Annotated in this window: 18 protein-coding genes; 5 read left to right on the top strand and 13 right to left on the bottom strand. The window is 70.5% G+C overall.

Annotation, left to right across the window (positions count from 1 at the left end; all coding sequences use genetic code 11):
• The first annotated feature begins 7 nt into the window (after nt 1-7).
• On the top strand, nt 8-778 hold the full coding sequence (locus A9O67_RS08440; RefSeq protein WP_068609226.1) for a BPSS1780 family membrane protein: 771 nt from the start codon (nt 8-10) through the stop codon (nt 776-778).
• Between the two features lie 4 nt (nt 779-782).
• On the opposite strand, the gene A9O67_RS08435 is transcribed toward A9O67_RS08440, so the two are convergent.
• The 4 genes from A9O67_RS08435 to A9O67_RS08420 are packed head-to-tail and all read right to left on the bottom strand — an operon-like array spanning nt 783 to nt 6,310.
• Nucleotides 783-2,039: an NAD(P)/FAD-dependent oxidoreductase gene (locus tag A9O67_RS08435; protein ID WP_082955457.1), complete on the bottom strand. Its 1,257-nt coding sequence runs from the start codon at nt 2,037-2,039 to the stop codon at nt 783-785.
• Nucleotides 2,040-2,065: 26 nt separating this feature from the next.
• Nucleotides 2,066-4,495: a UvrD-helicase domain-containing protein gene (locus A9O67_RS08430; protein WP_068609224.1), complete on the bottom strand. Its 2,430-nt coding sequence runs from the start codon at nt 4,493-4,495 to the stop codon at nt 2,066-2,068.
• 49 nt (nt 4,496-4,544) lie between these two features.
• Nucleotides 4,545-5,465 carry an OmpA family protein gene (locus A9O67_RS08425; protein ID WP_197484462.1) on the bottom strand — a complete coding sequence of 307 codons (921 nt, stop codon included), beginning with the start codon at nt 5,463-5,465 and terminating at the stop codon, nt 4,545-4,547.
• Nucleotides 5,462-6,310, bottom strand: a complete 849-nt coding sequence (locus tag A9O67_RS08420; protein ID WP_068609221.1) for a motility protein A — start codon at nt 6,308-6,310, stop codon at nt 5,462-5,464. Before A9O67_RS08420 ends, A9O67_RS08425 begins: the two co-directional genes overlap by 4 nt.
• 229 nt (nt 6,311-6,539) lie before the next feature.
• Between A9O67_RS08420 and A9O67_RS08415 the strand changes: the two genes are divergently transcribed.
• Nucleotides 6,540-7,517, top strand: a complete 978-nt coding sequence (locus tag A9O67_RS08415) for a GMP reductase (protein ID WP_068609219.1) — start codon at nt 6,540-6,542, stop codon at nt 7,515-7,517.
• Between the two features lie 39 nt (nt 7,518-7,556).
• Here the strand turns inward: A9O67_RS08415 and A9O67_RS08410 are convergent, their stop codons facing one another.
• From A9O67_RS08410 to orn, 4 genes are all read right to left on the bottom strand, one after another.
• A complete protein-coding gene (locus tag A9O67_RS08410) occupies nt 7,557-8,423 on the bottom strand; it encodes an alpha/beta hydrolase (RefSeq protein WP_068609217.1) in 867 nt (288 codons plus the stop codon).
• A 92-nt stretch (nt 8,424-8,515) separates the two neighbouring features.
• Nucleotides 8,516-9,871 carry a DEAD/DEAH box helicase gene (locus A9O67_RS08405; RefSeq protein WP_068609214.1) on the bottom strand — a complete coding sequence of 452 codons (1,356 nt, stop codon included), beginning with the start codon at nt 9,869-9,871 and terminating at the stop codon, nt 8,516-8,518.
• Nucleotides 9,872-10,006: 135 nt separating this feature from the next.
• Nucleotides 10,007-11,614 (bottom strand): inorganic phosphate transporter, encoded by a 1,608-nt coding sequence (locus A9O67_RS08400; RefSeq protein ID WP_068609212.1) that lies wholly within the window; start codon nt 11,612-11,614, stop codon nt 10,007-10,009.
• Between the two features lie 63 nt (nt 11,615-11,677).
• Nucleotides 11,678-12,280, bottom strand: a complete 603-nt coding sequence (gene orn / locus A9O67_RS08395) for an oligoribonuclease (protein ID WP_068609210.1) — start codon at nt 12,278-12,280, stop codon at nt 11,678-11,680.
• 50 nt (nt 12,281-12,330) lie between these two features.
• On the opposite strand from orn, the gene A9O67_RS08390 reads away from it, so the two are divergent.
• Together A9O67_RS08390 and rsgA are read left to right on the top strand one after the other, a co-directional pair.
• Entirely contained in the window at nt 12,331-13,614 is a 1,284-nt protein-coding gene (locus A9O67_RS08390) for a M48 family metallopeptidase (protein WP_068609208.1), read from the top strand.
• The gene (gene rsgA, locus A9O67_RS08385; RefSeq protein WP_068609206.1) at nt 13,611-14,555 is read left to right on the top strand and encodes a ribosome small subunit-dependent GTPase A; all 945 of its coding nucleotides are present in this window, start codon (nt 13,611-13,613) and stop codon (nt 14,553-14,555) included. The genes A9O67_RS08390 and rsgA overlap by 4 nt, the downstream gene beginning before the upstream one ends.
• A gap of 45 nt (nt 14,556-14,600) precedes the next feature.
• Here rsgA and A9O67_RS08380 read toward each other — a convergent pair whose 3' ends face one another.
• Together A9O67_RS08380 and A9O67_RS08375 are read right to left on the bottom strand one after the other, a co-directional pair.
• Nucleotides 14,601-15,527, bottom strand: a complete 927-nt coding sequence (locus A9O67_RS08380) for a CobD/CbiB family protein (protein WP_068609203.1) — start codon at nt 15,525-15,527, stop codon at nt 14,601-14,603.
• Nucleotides 15,524-16,246 (bottom strand): CoA pyrophosphatase, encoded by a 723-nt coding sequence (locus A9O67_RS08375; RefSeq protein WP_068609201.1) that lies wholly within the window; start codon nt 16,244-16,246, stop codon nt 15,524-15,526. The genes A9O67_RS08380 and A9O67_RS08375 overlap by 4 nt, the downstream gene beginning before the upstream one ends.
• Nucleotides 16,247-16,360: 114 nt before the next feature.
• Here A9O67_RS08375 and A9O67_RS08370 point away from each other — a divergent pair, with 114 nt between their 5' ends.
• Nucleotides 16,361-17,665, top strand: a complete 1,305-nt coding sequence (locus A9O67_RS08370; protein WP_068609194.1) for a Glu/Leu/Phe/Val family dehydrogenase — start codon at nt 16,361-16,363, stop codon at nt 17,663-17,665.
• A 30-nt stretch (nt 17,666-17,695) separates the two neighbouring features.
• Here A9O67_RS08370 and A9O67_RS08365 read toward each other — a convergent pair whose 3' ends face one another.
• Genes A9O67_RS08365 through A9O67_RS08355 form a run of 3 tightly spaced genes read right to left on the bottom strand, consistent with a single transcriptional unit; the run spans nt 17,696 to nt 19,119 of the window.
• The gene (locus tag A9O67_RS08365) at nt 17,696-18,163 is read right to left on the bottom strand and encodes a DUF1178 family protein (protein ID WP_068609192.1); all 468 of its coding nucleotides are present in this window, start codon (nt 18,161-18,163) and stop codon (nt 17,696-17,698) included.
• Entirely contained in the window at nt 18,160-18,801 is a 642-nt protein-coding gene (locus tag A9O67_RS08360; protein WP_082955456.1) for an NUDIX domain-containing protein, read from the bottom strand. The genes A9O67_RS08365 and A9O67_RS08360 overlap by 4 nt, the downstream gene beginning before the upstream one ends.
• An 18-nt stretch (nt 18,802-18,819) precedes the next feature.
• Nucleotides 18,820-19,119, bottom strand: a complete 300-nt coding sequence (locus A9O67_RS08355; RefSeq protein WP_068609189.1) for a DUF2818 family protein — start codon at nt 19,117-19,119, stop codon at nt 18,820-18,822.
• Nucleotides 19,120-19,137: the final 18 nt, after the last annotated feature.

Here is a 19,137-nt window from a genome sequence, read left to right as displayed (position 1 = left end):
ACCCCCGATGAAGCTGCACCGCGTCCCCGCCCGCACCGGCCTGCTCTGGGTCCGGCTGGGCCTGCGCACCTTTTTTCGCCAGCCCCTGGCCATGGCCGGGCTGTTCTTCCTGTTCATCATGGGGGTGAGTGTGCTCGCCATGGTACCGGTGCTGGGCGCGCCCCTGGCCCTGGCGCTGCTGCCGGCAGCCACCCTGGGCCTGATGGCCGCGACCAAAGAGGCCGACAGCGGCCGCTTCCCGATGCCGACGGTGCTGGCGAGCGCCTTTCGCGCCGGGCGCGAGCGCGTGCGGGCGATGCTGCTGCTCGGCGGGCTGTACGCCCTGGGGTCGGTCGTCGTGATGACGCTGGCCGCGTGGCTGTCCGGCGCGCCGGCCGATGCGGCCCTCGAAGGGGCCGAGACGGCGCTGACCGAGCCGGCCGTGCTGCGCAATCTGGCCTGGCAGGCGGTCCTCTACATTCCGCTGGGGCTGCTGTTCTGGCATGCGCCGGCCCTGGTCCACTGGCACGGCATCCACCCGGTCAAGAGCCTGTTTTTCAGTCTGGTGGCCTGCTGGACCAACAAAGGGGCGCTGCTGGTGTTCATGCTCGGCTGGTCGGCGGTGTTCTTTGGGGTGTCGCTCGTGCTCGTGCTGCTGGCGTCCGCACTGGGCGGGGCGTCGGCGATGCAGGTGCTGGTGTTCCCGGCCGCGTCGCTGCTGAGCGCGGCGTTCTTCACGTCGCTGTATTTCACCTTCCGCGACAGCTTTCTGACCGACGAGGGCGAGCCCCCGGCCTGAACCGTCAGCCCCACCGCTCGGGGCGGTACGGCGCCGGATCGACGAAGGGCGGCTCGCCCGCGATCATCTCCGCCAGCAACCGGCCGGCCACCGGACCCAGGGTGAAGCCCTGGTGCGAATGCCCGAAGTTGAACCACAGGCCCGGGTGGCGCGGCGCCGCCCCCATGATGGGGAGCATGTCCGGCGTGCAGGGGCGCGCCCCCAGCCAGGGCGGTTCATCCAGCGCCCGGCCCAGATCCATGAGCTCGCGCGCGGCCGCCTCGGCCCGGCGCACCTGAACCGGCGTGGCGGGCGCATCGCGGTGGGCAAATTCGGCACCCGTGGTCAGGCGCAGTCCCCGGCGCATGGGCACCAGGACGAAGCCCCGCTCGGCGTCCAGCGCCGGCCGCTGCAAGACCCCGCCCCCGGTGTAGTGCTGGTGGTAGCCGCGTTTGACGAACAGCGGCAGCCGGTAGCCCAAGCGTTGCAGCAGGGTGTCGGACCACGGCCCGAGCGCCACCACGGCGACCGGGGCCTCGATGGCCCCGTCCGGCAAGGGCAGGCGCCACCCCCGCCCATGCGGGGTCAGGGCCGTGGCGTCGCCCCGGACCAGACGGCCGCCACGCTGCACGAACAGCCGCGCGTAGGCGCTGACCAGCTCCGCTGGATCGCGCACGGACCAGGGATCCTGCCAATGCACGGCCCCCGCCAGCGGGTGGCGCAACGCCGGCTCGGCCTGGGCCAGACCGGCGGCATCGAGCACAGTACAACGCAGGCCAAACGCCAGCGCCAGCCGCTCGGCGTCGCGCGCGGCCGCCTCCCACACGCGCCCCGTGCGGTACACGTCCAGGTAGCCGACCGGCCGGACCGCCTCGGCCGCGCCGGCCTGCTCGATCAACGGCCGGTGCTCGTCCAGGCAATGCTCGATCAAGCGGGCATAGGCCTGCACCTGCCGCGGATACCGCGCCGGCCCGGAGTCGACGAAATAGCGCCACAGCGGGCGCACCAGGGACGGCAGCGCCGACAGGTGGTAGTGCACATCCACCCCCAGGCCCAGGGCAGCCTGCAGCAGCTTGCCCCACTGGCGCGGGAATGGGTAGGGCTCTACCGCCTCGCGCTGGATCAGGCCGGCGTTGCCCAGCGACGTCTCCTGCCCCGGCTCGCGGCGATCGACCAGCACGACGTCGTAGCCGCGCTGCTGCAGATGCAGCGCGGTGCAGGTGCCAATCATGCCGGCCCCCAGCACGAGGGCCTGTCGGTCGGCGGCAGCAGCGTTCGTCATGGATTCGGTGGGCAGTAATCGGGGGATCAGGCCACGGGGGTGAGCTTGGCGACGGCCAGCGCCAGCCATTTGGTGCCGTGGCGCCGAAAATCCACCTGGGCCCGGGCATCGGCCCCCTGCCCTTCGATGGCCAGCACCCGGCCTTCGCCAAACTTGGTGTGGAAGACCGCCATGCCGGTGCGGATCTCGGCCCCGCTGGCGCTGACGGCCGGCTCGCTGCGGGCCGGCGCCCGCGCCACCGGAATGCCCGCCATGCCGGCGGGCCGATCATCGCCCAGGGCGCTGCGGCCCCAGGCGGGCTGCGCGACGGGCATCGCTGCGGCCCCGGCGCCCCCGGCGGCCCAGCCACCGCCCCAGCCCCCCGCCGCGCGCGCGCGGCGCGGGCTGAGCCATTGCAGGCTGTCTTCCGGCAACTCGTCCAGAAACCGGCTGGGAATGTGGTAGCGGGTCTGCCCGTGCAGCATGCGGGTCTGCGCATGCGTGAGGTAGAGCCGCCGGCGCGCCCGCGTGATGGCGACGTACATCAGCCGGCGCTCCTCTTCCAGCCCGTCCAGGCTGGACAGGCTGTTCTCGTGTGGAAACAGCCCCTCCTCCAGCCCGGTGATGAAGACAGCGTCGAACTCCAGCCCCTTGGCCGCATGCACCGTCATCAGCTGCACCGCCGCCTGACCGGCCTGCGCCTGGTGGTCCCCGGCCTCCAGCGCCGCATGGGTCAGGAAGGCGACCAGCGGGCTCACGGTCTCGCCGGTCTCGGTCTCCACCCCGGCGGACACCGGCGCCGCCGGCCCGGTCTCGTCCAGCGGCAGCGCCACGGCCTCGCGGCCAAAGCCCTCCTGGCTGACGAAGCTCTCGGCGGCGTTGACCAGCTCTTCCAGGTTTTCGATGCGCTCGGCCCCCTCGCGCTCGGCGCGGTAGTGCTCGACCAACCCGCTGTCGGCCAGCACGCCTTCGATGATCTCCCGCAGCGGTCGGCCGACGCTGCGCTCACGCATCACGTCCAGCTTGGCAACGAACGCCACCAGATGGGCGCCGCCCTTGCCCCCCACGGCCGTGACGGCGTCGTGCAGCGAACAGCCGCCCTCGCGCGCGGCCTGCTGCAGCTGCTCGATGGTGCGCGCCCCGATGCCGCGTGGCGGGAAGTTGACCACGCGCAAAAAACTGGTGTCGTCGTGCGGATTCTCCAGCAGGCGCAAGTAGGCCAGCGCATGCTTGATCTCGGCCCGCTCGAAAAAGCGCAGCCCCCCATAGACGCGATATGGAATGCCGGCGTTGAACAGCGCGCCCTCCAGCGCCCGGCTCTGGGCGTTGCTGCGGTAGAGCAGCGCAATCTCCTGCGGCGGCAAGCCGTCCTGGCGGGTGAGCTGGCGGATCTCGTCGATCACCCACTGCGCCTCCTCGAAGTCGCTGGGCAGCTCCACGACGCGCAGGCGGTCGCCCTCGCCCTGCTCGGTGCGCAGGTTTTTGCCCAGGCGCTGGCGGTTGTGGTCGATCAGGTGGTTGGCCGCGTGCAGGATGTGCCCGACGCTGCGGTAGTTTTGCTCCAGCTTGATGGGCGCGTCGATGCCAAACTCGCGCACGAAGTCGCTCATATTGCCCACGCGCGCACCGCGAAAGGCGTAGATGCTCTGGTCGTCGTCGCCGACCGCCATCACCGCATTGCCGCATGGGACGAAGCGCCCGCCCGACTCGTCACCGGCCAGCAGTTTGATCCACGCGTACTGCAGCCGGTTGGTGTCCTGGAACTCGTCGATCAGCAGGTGGCGAAAGCGCCGCTGGTAGTGCACCCGCAGAGGCTCGTGGTCGCGCAGCAGCTCGTAGGAGCGCAGCATCAGCTCCCCGAAGTCCACCACCCCCTCGCGCTGACACTGCTCCTCGTAGCGGCGGTAGAGCTCGATTTTCTGCCGCGTGTCCTCGTCGCGCGCGGCCATGTCCCGCGGGCGCAGCCCGTCCTCCTTGGCGCCGGCGATGAACCACTGCAGCTCCTTGGGTTTGACGCGTTCCTCATCGACGCCCAGGGCCTTGAGCAGCCGCTTGATCGCGCTGAGCTGATCCTGCGTGTCCAGGATCTGGAAGGTCGCCGGCAAACCCGCCAACGCATGGTGGGCCCGCAGCAGCCGGTGGCACAGGCCGTGGAAGGTGCCGATCCACATGCCGCGCACGTTGAGCGGCAGCAGGGCCGACAGACGCGCCAGCATCTCCTTGGCGGCCTTGTTGGTGAAGGTCACCGCCAGAATGGCGCCGGGCGAGGCCTGCCCCGTGGCCAGCAGCCACGCGATGCGGGTGGTCAGCACCCGCGTCTTGCCAGAGCCGGCGCCGGCCAGCACCAGCGCATGCACCGGCGGCAGCGTGACGGCGGCGAGCTGTTCCGGGTTGAGGGCGCGCAGCAGCGGATGATCGGGCGGCAGGGACGGCGGGGCCCGGTGGGGGGTGGCCCCGTCGGCGAACAAATCGGTCATGCGGCGATTGTAGGCAGCGGCCCCAGTCCAACGCCCCCAGCCGGCGGCCTCAGTTGCGCGGGCGCTGCGGCGGCTCCAGCGTGATTTCCACGCGCCGGTTTTGCGCGCGTCCCTGCGGGGTGTCGTTGGAGGCAAGCGGCCGCGTGTCCGCCAGGCCGGTCGCGCGCAGGCGCGTCGGATTCAGGCCCCGGGCCTCGAGCTGGCGCACGACGCTGCTGGCCCGCGCGGCGGACAGCTCCCAGTTGGAGGGGAAACGGGCGGTCTGGATGGGGACGTTGTCCGTGTGCCCCTCCACCACGATGGTGTAGTCCGGCACGCGGTTGAAGGCGGGCAGCAGCCGGTCGATGATGGCCTGCCCCGCCGGCGTCAGCACCGCCTCGCCGGAGGGGAACAACACCTCGGACGGGATGCGAAAGCTCACCCCCTCGTCGCGCACCAGCACCTGGATGTCCTTGCCCAGGTCCCCCAAAGCGAGCGACGGAGACGGTACCGACTCGGCCGCGGGCGGGGCATCGGTGCCCGGCCGCGGTTCGGGCGCATCGGGCTGGCGCTGCTCGGCGGGGTGCGTCCCCGGCCCTGGCGTGGCCGATGGCCGCTCGACCGGCGGCACGATGCTGCCCCCGCCGCCCGGCAGCACCTGCCCGGCCACGGCGGGCACCTGTCCCTGCGCCTCGGGCCGGCCCAGCGGCGGCTTGCGCTTGATCGGCTCGGAAAACGCCAGCATCACCACGAGCATGACGAGCAGCAGCGTCACCACATCCAGATAGGTGAGCAGCCAGGTCTCCTCCTCCGGCACGGGGTCGGGGTCGGCATGCCAGCGCTGGTAGCGCCCTTTTTGCAGGGGGCCGGGCCTCGCGGGCGCAGCCGACACGGGGGCCGGCGCCCCCCCCGGCCCCGCCGCCCCCGCCGTCCCGTTGCGCGCCGCCTCCAGGGCGCGGCCCAGGGCTTCGTGCAATTGGCGCTCGTTCACGGCGTGCGCCCTTCGGGCCGGCCGGGCGCACGCGGGGCCCCGGCCCCGCCGCCGGGCGCCGTCGGGCCGGAGGCGGTGTCGCGGATTTCATCCTCGCGGTGCGCGACGAAGGAGTTGAGCGTCTCGCGCATCAGCGACGGGCTGCGGCGCGCGCACATCATCGAAATGCCCTGCAGCACCATATTCATGAGCACGATGCGCTGCTCGGTGCGGCGCTCCAGCTTGACGGCCACGGGTTTGAACACCAGGTTGGCCAACAGAATGCCGTAGAACGTCGTCATCAGGGCCACGGCCAGGTGTTTGCCGATCACGACCAGGTCCCCGCTGGCGATCACGTCCATCAGGTTGATCAGGCCGACCAGGGTGCCGATCATGCCGAAGGCGGGCGCGTAGCTGGCCATGACGCGAAAGAGCTGCGCCTCGGCCGCCTCCTTGGCTTTCATGCGCGAAATCCGCCACTGCAGCAGGTCCAGGATGTCCTCTTCCGGGATGCGGTCGATGACCAGCTGCACCCCCGTGCGCAGGAAGGGATTGGAGATGCGCGGCAGCGCCTTCTCGACCATCACCGGGTCGTCGCGCATCCACAGGCGCGAGACGTCCACCAGCTCCTCGATGTCGCGCTCGGTGTACAGGCGCTCGTTGCGCATGACGGTGCCAATGAGCTTGAAAACCCGCAGCACCTCGCCCATCGGGTAGCTCAGGAAGGTGGCGGCCATGGTGCCCACCAGGACGATGCCGATGCTCGGCCAGTCGATGAACAGCCAGGGATCGTCGGCCGCAAACAGGATCAGGACGCCCAGCAGGACGACGCTGGCGACCATGCCGATCAGGGTGGAGGGATTCATCCGCACGCGCTCCAAGGGGGCGGCATCGCCCCATGCGGGCTATTGTGCCCCAGCCAACTGGCATAGAATCAAGCACCGGGCCCAAACGTTGGAGCCCGGTTTTTTGTGTCCACCGTCCCGTGCTGGCGGCTTCGGACCCGGCCGGCTCCAAATCAAGCGCTCGCAGCCATTGGGCCGCGCACTGCCACAACGCGCCGCCCGCCCCCACTGCAACCCCGGAGCCTTGACCATGGAAATCTTCGACTACGACAACGTCCTGCTGCTGCCGCGCAAATGCCGCGTGGAAAGCCGCAGCGAATGCGACACCTCGGTGGAGTTTGGCGGCCGGCGCTTCAAGCTGCCGGTGGTGCCGGCCAACATGAAGACGGTGCTGGACGAGCGCATCAGCGAATACCTGGCCGCCAACGGCTACTTTTACGTCATGCACCGCTTCGACCTGGACAGCGTGGCCTTTGCCAAGCGCATGCGCGAGCAGGGCCTGTTCGTCTCCATCAGCTCCGGCGTCAAGGCGGCCGACTACGCGGTGATCGACCGGCTCGCCGCCGAGGGCGTGGGGGCCGACTACATCACCATCGACATCGCCCATGGCCACGCGGACAGCGTGCGCAAGATGATCGAGCACATCAAGCACAAGCTGCCGCAGACCTTCGTGATTGCCGGCAACGTGGGCACGCCCGAGGCCGTGATCGACCTGGAAAACTGGGGCGCGGACGCCACCAAGGTCGGCATCGGGCCAGGCAAGGTGTGCATCACGCGGCTCAAAACGGGCTTTGGCACCGGCGGCTGGCAGCTCTCGGCGCTCAAGTGGTGCGCGCGGGTGGCGACCAAGCCCATCATCGCCGACGGGGGCATCCGCCACCATGGCGACATCGCCAAAAGCGTGCGCTTTGGCGCCGCGATGGTGATGATCGGCTCGCTCTTCGCCGGCCACGAGGAATCCCCCGGCCAGACGGTGGAGGTGGACGGCAAACTCTACAAGGAGTACTACGGCTCGGCCAGCGACTTCAACAAGGGCGAGTACAAGCACGTCGAAGGCAAGCGCATCCTGGAGCCGCTCAAGGGCAAACTCGCCGACACCCTGCGCGAGATGCAGGAGGACCTGCAAAGCTCCATCAGCTACGCCGGCGGGCGCACCCTGGCCGATCTGCGCAAGGTGAACTACGTGATCCTCGGCGGCGAAAACGCCGGCGAGCACCTGCTGATGTGACGGCAGGGCGCGCGCCGCGCCCCCACTCGTCCCCGCCCCTCAACCGCCGGCGGGGATGCCAAAGACCAGCTGCATCGCCAGGGCGTGCAGCCGGGTGCCGGGCAGACTCAGGTCCTCCAGCACGCTGAAGTGGTTGCGCCCCGCGATGCGCTCGACCACCGGTACGCGGCGCGCGCCCCAGGCCTTGCGCATCACGCCGTTTTGGCGCAGGAACTCCGCACTCTCGTCCCCGCCGACCACAGTGTAGAGCGTGCCGGTGGCGGGCGCGGGCAGCCGGGCCGGGCTGACCCGCTGGACCTGCTCGGGGGTCAGGCGCAGCGACGCCTGCAAAAACGGCACCCGACTCACGGGCTCCAGGTCGTACAACCCGGAGATGGACAACGCGCCCTTGACCAGATCCGCCGGCAGACCGCGGCGCACGCGCGGCCACTCACACAGCATCAGCTGTGTGGCCAGATGGCCACCGGCCGAGTGGCCCACCAGATACACCCGCGCGGGGTCGCCCCCGTGCTCGGCCGCATGGGCGTGCACCCAGTCCACGGCCCGCACCATCTGCATCACGATGTCCGGGATCGTCACCGCGGGGCACAGGGCGTAGTTGGGCACCACAACGCATGCGCCCTGGTTGCGAAAGGGCACGGCCAGAAACGAATGCTCGGATTTGTCGAGCGAGCGCCAATAGCCCCCGTGGATGAAAACCACCACGGGGGAGCCGGCCGCGCGCGCGGGGAAGATGTCCAGCGTCTCCTGCGGGCCGCTGCCATAGGGCACATCCAGCACGCAGGGGTGCGCCTCCCGGGCGTCCTCGGACGCCTCGGCCCAGCGCGCAAAGTGCATCGCGTGCTCGGGCACCAGCGCCCGGTTGTTGTACATGCGGTCCAGCCATTCGGGGCTTCGGCGCGCCATGGTGTCTCCTCTTGCGGGCGGTGATGCCCGCAATGTTCGCACACCCGGCGGCGCCGGCCTCCGGATCGGCCGCAAAACTGCGCGGCAGCGGCTCAGCGCGGCGCGCGGCGCGGGGCCGATTCCGGGCGCCGTCCGCGCGGCGCCCCGGGGCGCCCGCCCCAGCCGCGGTGGCCGTCGGGACGGCGCGCGTGGCGCGGCGTGTCGATGGGCCGCTGCGGCTCCAGGCCCGGGATCGTCAGGGCCGGGATCGGCTGGCGGCTGAAGGCCTCGATGGCACCAATGCGGCGGCGGTCGCGCGGCTCGGCCATGGTGACGGCCAGACCGCGGCGCCCGGCCCGACCGGTGCGCCCGATGCGGTGCACATAGTCCTCGGCCTTCATCGGCAAGCCGTAGTTGAAGACATGGGTGATGGTGGGCACGTCGATGCCGCGGGCAGCCACATCGGTGGCCACCAGGATCTGCACCTGCCCTTGCCGCAGCGCCTGCAGCCGGCGGTTGCGCAGCCCCTGGCTGAGGGCCCCGTGCAGGGCCACGGCGGCAAAGCCCGCATGCTGCAGATCTTGCGCCAGCTCATCGCACTCGATTTGCGTGCTGGCAAACACGATGGCCTGCTCGATCGCCTCGTCACGCAGCCAGTGGTCCAGCACCCGGCGCTTGTGCGAAGGGCTGTCGCACCAGTACAGGCGCTGCTCGATGTGGGTGTGGCGGTCCTGCGCCGTCTCCAGCGCGACGCGCTGCGGCTCGCGCATGATGCGCGCGGCCAGCGCCTGGATGCGCGGCGCGAAGGTGGCGCTGAACATCAGCGTCTGGCGGCGGCCTTCGGTCAGGCGGTGGATCTCGGCCAGATCCTCGGCAAAGCCCAGGTCCAGCATGCGGTCGGCCTCGTCGAGGACGACGTGCTGCACCGCATCCAGCCTCAGATGGCCGCCGCGGTGCAGGTCGAGCAGGCGCCCCGGGGTCGCCACCACCACGGCCGCGCCGGCCAGGCGCTGCAGTTGCACCGCATAGGGCATGCCGCCCACCACGGTCGCCACGCGCAGGCCGCGCGTGTGGCGCAGCAGGTCCACGGCGTCGTGCGCCACCTGTTGGGCCAGCTCCCGCGTGGGGCACAGCACCAGCGCCTGCGGCGCCGCCGGCTCGAAGCGACCGCGCCCCGGTCCGCGGCCGCGGCGGGCGGACTCGCGCACGGGCTCGGCCACGGCCTGTCGGCACAGGGCGTCCAGCACGGGAAGCAAATAAGCGGCGGTCTTGCCGCTGCCGGTCTGGCTGGACACCATCAGGTCGGCACCGTCCGCATCGCGGGCCAGGGCTGGCGGGATGGCCGCCTGTTGTACGGGGGTGGGCTTAACGTAGCCGAGGTCGGCCACGGCACGCAGCAGGGGTTCGGCCAGGCCGAGCGCGGCAAAGCCGCCGTCGCAGCCGGTGGCTGCAGGGGTCGAAGGGTTCATGGTTGGGATCCGTCAGGTTGTCATCACATCGACTACCAACGAATCAATCCTTCCACGGGACCGGCAAGCAGCAGATGCAACAAAAAACCGGCGCCGAGTAGCGCCGGATGACCGCATTATGGCACAGATTCGGTGTCAGCGGGTCAGCAGCAGCTCCACCACCCGGAACAGCACCGCCGCCAGCACCGCCGTCGCGGGCACCGTGACGATCCACGCCGCGACGATGCGCAGCACCACCGAGCGCTTGACGATCTCCTGCTTGTACGCCTTCTTGAAGGCCTTGCGCTCCTTCTTGCTGAACCAGTCCGGCGCCAGCTCGCCGCGGCGCTCCAGATCCTTGGCGCGGCGCTTCATCTCCGCCAACATGCGCTTTTTCTCGTCCACGGGCGCGGCTTCGAAGCGGTTCAGATACGCCTCGACCGCCTCGCGGTCCTCGCCCTGGTGGGCGGCGCGGACGACGGCCTCCATCTTGGCGTAGTTGACCTTGAGCAACTCCCGCAGAAAGCCCACCCCGAACACCGCACCGATCGAGACATGGGTGGTGGACACGGGCATGCCGAGCTGGGACGCGACGATCACCGTCAACGTCGCCGCCATCGCGATAGCGTAGGCGCGCATGCGGTCCAGCTCGGTGATCTCCTTGCCCACGGTCATGATCAACTTGCCGCCGTACAGCGCCAGCCCGAGCGACAGGCCCAGCGCCCCCAGCACCAGGATCCACAGCGGCGTCGCCGCCGTGGCCACCACGGCCCCGTGCAGGACCGCCTCGTAAATCGCCGCCAGCGGCCCGATCGCATTGGCCACATCGTTGGCGCCGTGCGCAAAGCTCAGCAACGCCGCGGCAAACACCAGCGGCCATGTGAACAGCTCGTTGACCGCGGACTTGGTCCCGGGCAGCGCGGCCGCACGGCGTGCGATGGGCCCGCGGATGACCGCATAGGTCAGCGCGGCGGCCACGAAGCCGGCCAGCACCGCCTGCCAGAACCCGATCTTCATGACGTTGTTGAGGCCCTTGAGCAGCATGTAGGTCGCAAAGGCCCACGCCATGGCCGCAATCAGCAGCGGCACGCGGCGCCCGGCCGCCGTTGCCATGTCGGCCTGGTAGGTGATCGAGCGCTTGATGAAGTACAGGACGGCCGCCGCGACGGCCCCACCGAACAGGGGCGAGATGACCCAGCTCGCCACGATGGCGCCGATGGTGCCCCAGTTGATGACCGTCCAGCCGCCGGCCGCGATCCCCGCGCCGGCCACCGCCCCGATGATGGAATGGGTGGTCGACACCGGCGCGCCGAGCACCGTGGCCAGGTTCAGCCACAACGCCCCCGCCAGCAAGGCGGCGAGCATCAGCCAGGTGAAGCGCTGGGGTTCGGCGAAGGAGCGCATATCGATGATGCCGCCCTTGATGGTGCCGACGACGTCGGCCCCCGCCACGATGGCGCCCAGCGCCTCGAACAGAGCCGCCACGACGATCGCCCCACCGAGGCCAATGGCGCCTGAGCCGACGGGCGGCCCCATGTTGTTGGCCACGTCGTTGGCGCCGATGTTCATCGCCATGTAGGCGCCGATGGCGGCGGCGATGATCAAAAACCACAGGGCCTGGGTGGACAGCCCCGCCACGGCTTTGACCGAGACGGCGGCGTACAAACCGGCCGCAACCAGACCGGCAACGGCCGCGGCCAGCCGCAGCGACTGCTCGAGCTGCTCACGGCCCGACCGGGTAACGGGGGATAGGATGGCGGACATGATGACGTGTCACGGAATAGTCAAAATTCCGCGAGCATACACCGGGCCGCCGGGCCCGCCCGCTCAGGCCGACAGGCGCAGGAAGTGTTCGCGGTAGTGCGCCAGCTCGTCGATGGATTCGTGCACGTCGGCCAGTGCCGTGTGGCGCTGCTGCTTCTTGAACGCGCCATAGACCTCCGGCCGCCAGCGCCGCGCCAGTTCCTTGAGGGTGCTCACGTCCAGATTGCGGTAATGGAAATAGGCCTCCAGCCGCGGCATGTAGCGGACCAGAAAACGCCGATCCTGCCCGACGCTGTTGCCGCACATGGGCGATGCGCCCTTGGGCACGTAGCGCCCGATGAAGTCGAGCAACTGCTGTTCGGCCTCCGCCTCGGTCACGCGGCTGGCCTTGACCTTGTCGATCAGGCCGCTGCGCCCGTGCGTACCCTTGTTCCAGGCGTCCATGGCGTCGAGCACGGCGTCGCTTTGGTGGATCACCAGCACCGGCCCCTCGATGCGCGGATGCAGGTGCGGGCCGGTGACCACCACGGCCACCTCCAGCAGACGCTCGGCCTCGGGGTCCAGGCCGGACATCTCGCAGTCGATCCAGACCAGATTCTGGTCGCTCTTGGGCAAGGTCAGGGCCTCGGCGGACAGCGGTTCGGGCAGGGTGTTGGGGCTCGTCATGGTGCCTATTGTCGCCGACGCGCGGGCACGACATTGGCTAGACTGCGCGCATGGACACCGCCCTGCCCGCGCACCTGCTCTGGACCTGGACTTTCGTGGCCCTGCTGGTGGCCAGCCTGCTGCTGCGGGGCTGGCTGTACGCCCGCCAAATCCGGCACGTCGCGCGCCACCGCAACCAGGTGCCCGCAGCGTTTGCGCCCCACGTCAGCGCCGAGCAGCACGCCAAGGCCGCCGCCTACACGATCGACAAGACGCGGCTGGCGCTGACCGAGGCGGTCTGGAGTGCAGCCATCCTGGTCGGCTGGACCCTGCTTGGCGGGCTGGATCGGCTCAATCAGGCGCTGCTGCGGTGGCTGGGGGATGGCCTGCCGCAACAGGTCGCACTCGTGGGGGCTTTCTTCGCGATCGGCGCGTTGCTGGAGCTGCCGCTAGCGTGGTGGCGCACCTTCCGGCTGGAAGCCGCCCACGGGTTCAACCAGATGACGCCGGGTCTGTGGGTGGCCGACGGGCTCAAGGGCGCGGCCGTGGCAGCGGCCCTGGGCCTGCCGCTGGCGGCTTTGGTCCTGTGGCTCTACGACGCCGCGGGCCCCACCTGGTGGCTGTGGGCCTGGCTGGCCTGGATGGCCTTCAACACCACGCTGTTGCTGCTCTATCCCCGCGTCATCGCGCCCCTGTTCAACCGCTTCGAGCCGCTGGCCGACGCCCACCTGCGCGAGCGCGTCGAGTCCCTGCTGGCCCGCTGCGGCTTTCGCGCCGCGGGGGTGTATGTGATGGACGGCAGCCGGCGCAGCGCGCACGCCAACGCCTACTTCACCGGGTTTGGCCCCGCCAAGCGCGTGGTGTTGTTCGACACCCTGCTGCAACGCCTGGAAGCGGCCCAGATCGATGCCGTGCTCGCGCATGAGCTGGGGCATGCCCACCACCGGCATGTGCTCAAGCGCCTGGTGTGGATGGGGCTGGGCAGCGGGGCCGCGCTGGCGCTGCTGGGCTGGCTGTCGCAACAGCTGTGGTTTTACTTTGGTCTGGGGGTGACGCCCAGCCTGACCGGCAGCAACGCCGCCCTGGCCCTGTTGCTGTTCGGGATGGTGTTGCCCCTGGCGGGGGTGTTCGTCGCGCCGCTGTTCAGTGCCCTGTCCCGCCGCGATGAATACCAGGCCGACCGCTACGCCGTGCAGCAGACGGGCCCGAGTGCGCTGGCGGGCGCCCTGCTCACGCTGTACCGCGACAACGCCAGCACGTTGACGCCGGACCCCTGGTTCGTGCGCTTCTTTTATTCCCACCCCCCGGCGGCGGACCGGCTGGCGCGCCTGGGACCGGTCAGGGAGCCCGCATGAACCGGCGCCGCGACGCCACCGCCCCCCTGCCAGGTGCGCACGACGGCCTGGTCGTTGCCACCTATGGCCGACACCTGCTGGTCGAAGCAGACGACCGCACCCGCACGCGCTGCCACCCGCGCGGCAAACGGCAAGAGGCCGTGGTCGGCGACCGGGTGCGCTGGACGCCCTCCGGTGACGAGGGCGTCGTCGATGCCGTGCTGCCGCGCCGCAACGTGCTGTTCCGCCAGGACGCGCTGCGCACCAAGGTGTTCGCCGCCAACCTGGATCAGGTGCTGGTGCTGCTGGCGGCAGAGCCGACGTTTGCCGAACCCCAGCTGGCCCGCGCGCTGATCGCAGCCCGGCAGGCCGGAATCGAGCCGTTGATCGCCCTGAACAAACGCGATGTGCAGCCCGCCTTCGCCGAGGCATGGGCGCGTCTGGCGCCCTACCGCGCCATGGGCGAAACCGTGCTGCCGCTGCAACTGCAAGGGGACGATGCGAGTGCCGACGCGGACCTGGCCGCATTGACCGAGCGGCTGCGCGGACGGGTGACCCTCGTGATGGGGGCCTCCGGCGTGGGCAAGAGCACCCTGGTCAACCGGCTGGTGCCCCATGCGCAGGCCGACACCCAGGCCATTTCGCGCGCGCTGGGGACCGGCCGGCACACGACCACCCGAACGAGCTGGTACTGGCTGGATGACGGGCACGGCGGCGCCCTGATCGACTCGCCGGGGTTCCACGAGTTTGGGCTGCACCACATCGCCCCCGAGGCCCTGGCGCGATGGATGCCCGACCTGGCCCCCTACGTCGGGCAGTGCCGCTTTCACAACTGCACCCACCGGCGCGAACCCGGCTGCGCGATTCAGGCGGCCATCGCCCCGCACGGGCCGATCGCCCCGCACCGCTGGCGGATGTACCAGGACCTGTACGAGGAATTGGCCGCGGCGCGCACGCCCTGACCCTTGGCCCCCGCCCCTTGACCGCCTGAACCGACAGGCGGCAGGTCAAAAGATGCGTGCCAGCAGCGCAAGCGCCAGCAGCAGCAACCACAGCACGACACTGCGCCACACCAGCCCCACCACACTGGCCAGGTGGGCGAGCTGCGGCTCGGGCAAGTCCGCCGTCAGGGGCTCCTCCCCCACGACCCCGCGGGACAGGCGCACCTGGATGGCCCCCTCGGCCACCGACAGCAGCAGGTCGTCGCTGGGCTCTTGCCAGGGCCGGCGCTGCTGCCGCCAACGCTCCAGGGCGTCCTCGAAGTGGCCCACCACGGCAAACCCCAGGACGGTCACCCGCGCCGGCCCGGCGTCGATCCAGCACCACGCTCGCTGGGCCAGCCGGGCCACCGGCTCGCTCACCGGGGCGTCCGGCCGCCGCGCGCCACCCCAGGCCTGCGCCAGCCACGCGGCCAAGCGGTACAGCACCGCCCCGGCCGGCCCCAGGCCGAATGCCGCCAGCACCACGAACCAGACGAACACCCCAAACACATGTCGGTGCGACGACAGGATGGCATGGGCAATGACGCGCCGCAGCAACTCCTCGCGCGGCCACTCGACGGCATCACCCCCCTGCCACTGCGCGAACAGGGCCCGCGCGCGCGCTTCGTCGCCCGACTCCAGCGCCGCGCGAATCGCCGTGAAGTGATGGCTGAACTGGCGAAAGCCCAGGGTGACATACAGCACCGCCACCGTCCACACGAACGCCAGCAAGCCGCTGGCCTGCGCCAGCAAAGCGTGGACGAGGGCGGTCGCCAGCACCGGCACCCCCAGCGCCACCGTCCAGACCAGCCAGCCGTGCACCGCATGCCCGGCGTCGAACTGGCGCTGCACCCACGCCGCCCAGGCCCCGGCGGCGCCCAGCCACGGCGCCTGCGGCCCGGGGCGCCGCGCCTGGTCGAGCACAAGGGCGATCAGGACCGCGAAAAATGTCATGCGCGGATCATAGCGGCCGCCCCGGCCAGAAGGAACCGATACAGGTTGCGCAGCATGCCCGCGGTCGCGCCCCAGATGAAGCGCTGGCCCTGCGGATCGTCGTAGGGCATGGACAGCCAGCGCCGCGTCACACCGCCCCAATCGACCTCGTGGTGGCGATGGTGGCGAGGGTCCATCAGAAAATCCAGCGGCACCTCGAAGGCCTCGGCCACCTCCTGCGGATTCGGGCGCCACGGCCCGCTCGGGCGCACCAGACCGACCACCGGCGTGATCTCGAAGCCCGAGCCGGTCGCATACACCGGCAGGGTGCCAAGCGGCTCCACCCATTCCGGGGCCACGCCGACCTCCTCCGCCGCCTCGCGCAAGGCGCAGCGTACGGGGTCGCCCGCATCGCCGGCATCCAGCTTGCCCCCCGGGAAGGCCACCTGTCCGGCGTGCGTCGGCAGGTGCGCGGTGCGCTGCGTCAGCAGCACCGTCGGCCGCGCGCGCCAGACCAGGGGCACCAGCACCGCCGCGGGCTTGGGCGGGCCATCGACCCAGCGCGGCTCGGCGCGAATCTCGGGCGTCCACACCGGCGGCCGGGCAAACCAGCCGCGCAAGTCCTGCTCACCCAGTCGCTCCACGGGCACGCGGGGCAGGCCGTCGTCCCGGGCAACGACGGGCACCTGGCGGGGATCGAACGCGGGGAGGGTCAAGGTCGTCTCCGTTGGGGGTCCCATTGTGCCGCGGCCCGCTCATGCATGAATTGCATGGCCGCATGGGAAACCGGCTTTGGACAAGCCCGGCAGGCACGCCTATGCTGCGCGCCATGTTCAACTCTTGCACCGGATGACATGAGCTTGCATCCCGACACCACCGCCCCCCGGCACGCCTTGCCGTCCTACCTGGATCCGCACCACCTGGGCCCCTGGGGCATCTTTTTGCAACAGGTGGATCGCGTCACCCCGCACCTGGGCAACCTCGCGCGCTGGGTGGAAACGCTCAAACGCCCCAAGCGCATCCTGGTCGTGGACGTGCCGATCCAGATGGACGACGGCTCCATCGCGCACTTCGAGGGCTATCGGGTGCAGCACAACACCTCGCGGGGACCGGGCAAAGGGGGCGTGCGCTTTCACCAGGACGTCACGCTCTCCGAGGTGATGGCGCTCGCGGCCTGGATGTCCATCAAGAACGCCGCCGTCAACGTGCCCTTCGGCGGCGCCAAAGGGGGGGTGCGCGTCGATCCCAAGCAGATGTCCATGGGCGAGCTGGAGCGCCTGACCCGCCGTTACACCAGCGAGATCGGCCTCATCATCGGCCCGACCAAGGACATCCCCGCGCCGGACGTGAACACCAACGAACGCGTCATGGCCTGGATGATGGACACCTACTCGATGAACGTGGGGGAGACCGCCACGGGCGTCGTCACTGGCAAGCCGATCAGCCTGGGCGGCTCCCTCGGCCGCCGCGAGGCGACCGGCCGCGGCGTCTTCACGGTCGGGGCGGAGTCGGCGCGGCGCATCGGGCTGGACGTGGCCGGTGCGCGGGTGGCGGTCCAGGGCTTCGGCAACGTGGGCGGCATCGCAGCCAAGCTGTTTGCCGAGGCCGGCGCCCGCGTGGTCGCCGTGCAGGACCACGCCGGCTGCGTGTACCGCGAATCCGGCCTGGACGTGCCGGCGCTGCTCGCCCACGTCAAGCGCACGGGCAGTGTCGCCGGCTTCGAAGCGGCCGAGGCCCTGGAGCGCGACCGCTTCTGGGACGTGCCCTGCGACATCCTGATCCCGGCCGCCCTGGAGCAGCAAATCACTGCCGCCAACGCCCACCGCATCACGGCCCGCCTCATCATCGAAGGCGCCAACGGCCCGACCACCCCGGACGCCGACGACATCCTGCGCGACCGGGGCGTGCTCGTCGTGCCGGACGTGGTCGCCAACGCCGGGGGCGTGACGGTCAGCTACTTCGAGTGGGTGCAGGATTTCTCCAGCTACTTCTGGAGCGAGGAAGAGATCAACGAGCGCCTGATCCGCATCATGAAAGGCGCGCTGGACGCCGTGTGGCAAGTGGCCGAAGACAAAGGCGTGAGCCTGCGCACCGCCACCTTCATCGTGGCGTGCGAGCGCATCCTGCGCGCGCGCGATCTGCGTGGGCTCTACCCCTGAAACCCCCTGCTCACTCCGCCCGGGGCCGCGCTACTGCAGCGGCCCCTTGAGCAGCGGCAGATCCGGCAGCGGCAGCACGGGAACGCCCTCCTCCAGCAAGGCCGCGGCCTCGTCCGGCGTCGCGACACCGCGGATGCTGCGCGCCTCGGCCTCGCCATGGTGGATGGCCCGCGCCTCGGCGGCGAAACGCTCGCCCACGTCCTCGCTGTCCTGCACCCAAGCGCGCAGCACCCGCAAGACGCGGGCCTGCTGTTCGGGCGACAGGGGCGTCGATCCTTCCGCTGGCGCGACTTGGGGGGGCGAGGGCCGCTGCCCCTCGGGCGACTCGGCGCGCCGGGTCTGCACATACGGCGCGCTCAGTTGCTTTTCGATCGCCTGATCGCCGCACACCGGGCATTCGAGCAGGCCGCGCGCCGACTGGTCGCGAAAGTCCTCTTCCGACGCAAACCAGCCCTCGAAGCGGTGCCCATGGGCGCAGGCCAGATCGAGCACCTTCATGGGCGCTCCTGCTCCACCGCCTGCGCGCCGCGCCAGGCCTCGGCCGGCCGCCACTCCAGCGGGCAGGCACCCATTGTCACATTCTGCCACCACAGCAGCGCGGCCAGCGTCTTGCCGTCGGTGACTTCGCCGCGCCACACCGCTTGCAGCAGCGCCGCGGGGCTAACCGCCAACACGTCCAAAAATTCCCCCTCGTCGAGCCGGCGCTCCCCCTCGCACAGGGCGCGGGCAAACCAGATCTCGATCACCTCGTCCGAATATCCGATGGCGGGATGCAGCACGCCCGCGCGCGCCCACTCACCGGCTTGGTAGCCCGTTTCCTCGCGCAACTCGCGCTCGGCACAGACAAACGACGGCTCCCCCGCATCCCGCTTGCCGGCAGGGAACTCGATCATCGCGCGCCGCACCGGATAGCGATACTGCCGCTCGAGCACCAGCCGCCCGTCCGCCAGCATCGGCACGACCAGCACTGCGCCCGGATGCCGCAGATACTCACGCCCAGCCTCGCGGCCATCGGGCAATTGGACACGGTCCCGGCACAGCGACAAGAAGTGCCCCTGCCACACGGTCGATGTCTCGCGGCAGACTTCGACCAGGTGCGCAGGATGTCGCTCGGGCACGAGCGCGGCATCGGACACGGCGGCCCTCCAGAGCCCTCAGCGGCGCATCAGGTAGCGGAACACGAACCCCGGAAAGGCCAGGGTCAGGAACATCGATGCCGTCACGGCATAGAACTCCCAGCCCTGCGGGTAGATCTGCCCGAGGTTCTGCTCCAGCCCCAGGGCCGCGGCGCCGACGACGAAATACAGCACCGTCAGCTCACCCACCCGCCCCCACAGCGGCTTGACGCCGCCGCGGGCGGGCCATACGGCCATCCAGCGCTCGTTGACGAAAGGCAGGTTGGCGCCCACGAGCGCCAGGGCGATCACCAGGCCGACGGCCAAATCCAGACTCATGCGCGGACTCTAACGCGC

This window comes from Tepidimonas fonticaldi (assembly GCF_001675355.1).
GTDB classification, from domain to species: Bacteria; Pseudomonadota; Gammaproteobacteria; order Burkholderiales; family Burkholderiaceae_C; genus Tepidimonas; species Tepidimonas fonticaldi.
Note: the sequence above shows the minus strand (reverse complement) of the source record. Positions and strands in the feature narration are given on the sequence as shown.

Bases quoted from the DNA above. Each gene is read 5' to 3' on its own strand.
- A9O67_RS08405 (WP_068609214.1), bottom strand. From the start codon at position 9,871: ATGAACCCTTCGACCCCTGCAGCCACCGGCTGCGACGGCGGCTTTGCC.
- A9O67_RS08365 (WP_068609192.1), bottom strand. From the start codon at position 18,163: ATGAAGGTGCTCGATCTGGCCTGCGCCCATGGGCACCGCTTCGAGGGC.
- A9O67_RS08380 (WP_068609203.1), bottom strand. From the start codon at position 15,527: ATGACATTTTTCGCGGTCCTGATCGCCCTTGTGCTCGACCAGGCGCGG.
- A9O67_RS08440 (WP_068609226.1), top strand. From the start codon at position 8: ATGAAGCTGCACCGCGTCCCCGCCCGCACCGGCCTGCTCTGGGTCCGG.
- A9O67_RS08420 (WP_068609221.1), bottom strand. From the start codon at position 6,310: ATGAATCCCTCCACCCTGATCGGCATGGTCGCCAGCGTCGTCCTGCTG.
- A9O67_RS08435 (WP_082955457.1), bottom strand. From the start codon at position 2,039: ATGACGAACGCTGCTGCCGCCGACCGACAGGCCCTCGTGCTGGGGGCC.
- A9O67_RS08390 (WP_068609208.1), top strand. From the start codon at position 12,331: ATGGACACCGCCCTGCCCGCGCACCTGCTCTGGACCTGGACTTTCGTG.
- A9O67_RS08400 (WP_068609212.1), bottom strand. From the start codon at position 11,614: ATGTCCGCCATCCTATCCCCCGTTACCCGGTCGGGCCGTGAGCAGCTC.
- A9O67_RS08410 (WP_068609217.1), bottom strand. From the start codon at position 8,423: ATGGCGCGCCGAAGCCCCGAATGGCTGGACCGCATGTACAACAACCGG.
- A9O67_RS08430 (WP_068609224.1), bottom strand. From the start codon at position 4,495: ATGACCGATTTGTTCGCCGACGGGGCCACCCCCCACCGGGCCCCGCCG.
- A9O67_RS08415 (WP_068609219.1), top strand. From the start codon at position 6,540: ATGGAAATCTTCGACTACGACAACGTCCTGCTGCTGCCGCGCAAATGC.
- A9O67_RS08355 (WP_068609189.1), bottom strand. From the start codon at position 19,119: ATGAGTCTGGATTTGGCCGTCGGCCTGGTGATCGCCCTGGCGCTCGTG.
- orn (WP_068609210.1), bottom strand. From the start codon at position 12,280: ATGACGAGCCCCAACACCCTGCCCGAACCGCTGTCCGCCGAGGCCCTG.
- rsgA (WP_068609206.1), top strand. From the start codon at position 13,611: ATGAACCGGCGCCGCGACGCCACCGCCCCCCTGCCAGGTGCGCACGAC.
- A9O67_RS08370 (WP_068609194.1), top strand. From the start codon at position 16,361: ATGAGCTTGCATCCCGACACCACCGCCCCCCGGCACGCCTTGCCGTCC.
- A9O67_RS08375 (WP_068609201.1), bottom strand. From the start codon at position 16,246: ATGGGACCCCCAACGGAGACGACCTTGACCCTCCCCGCGTTCGATCCC.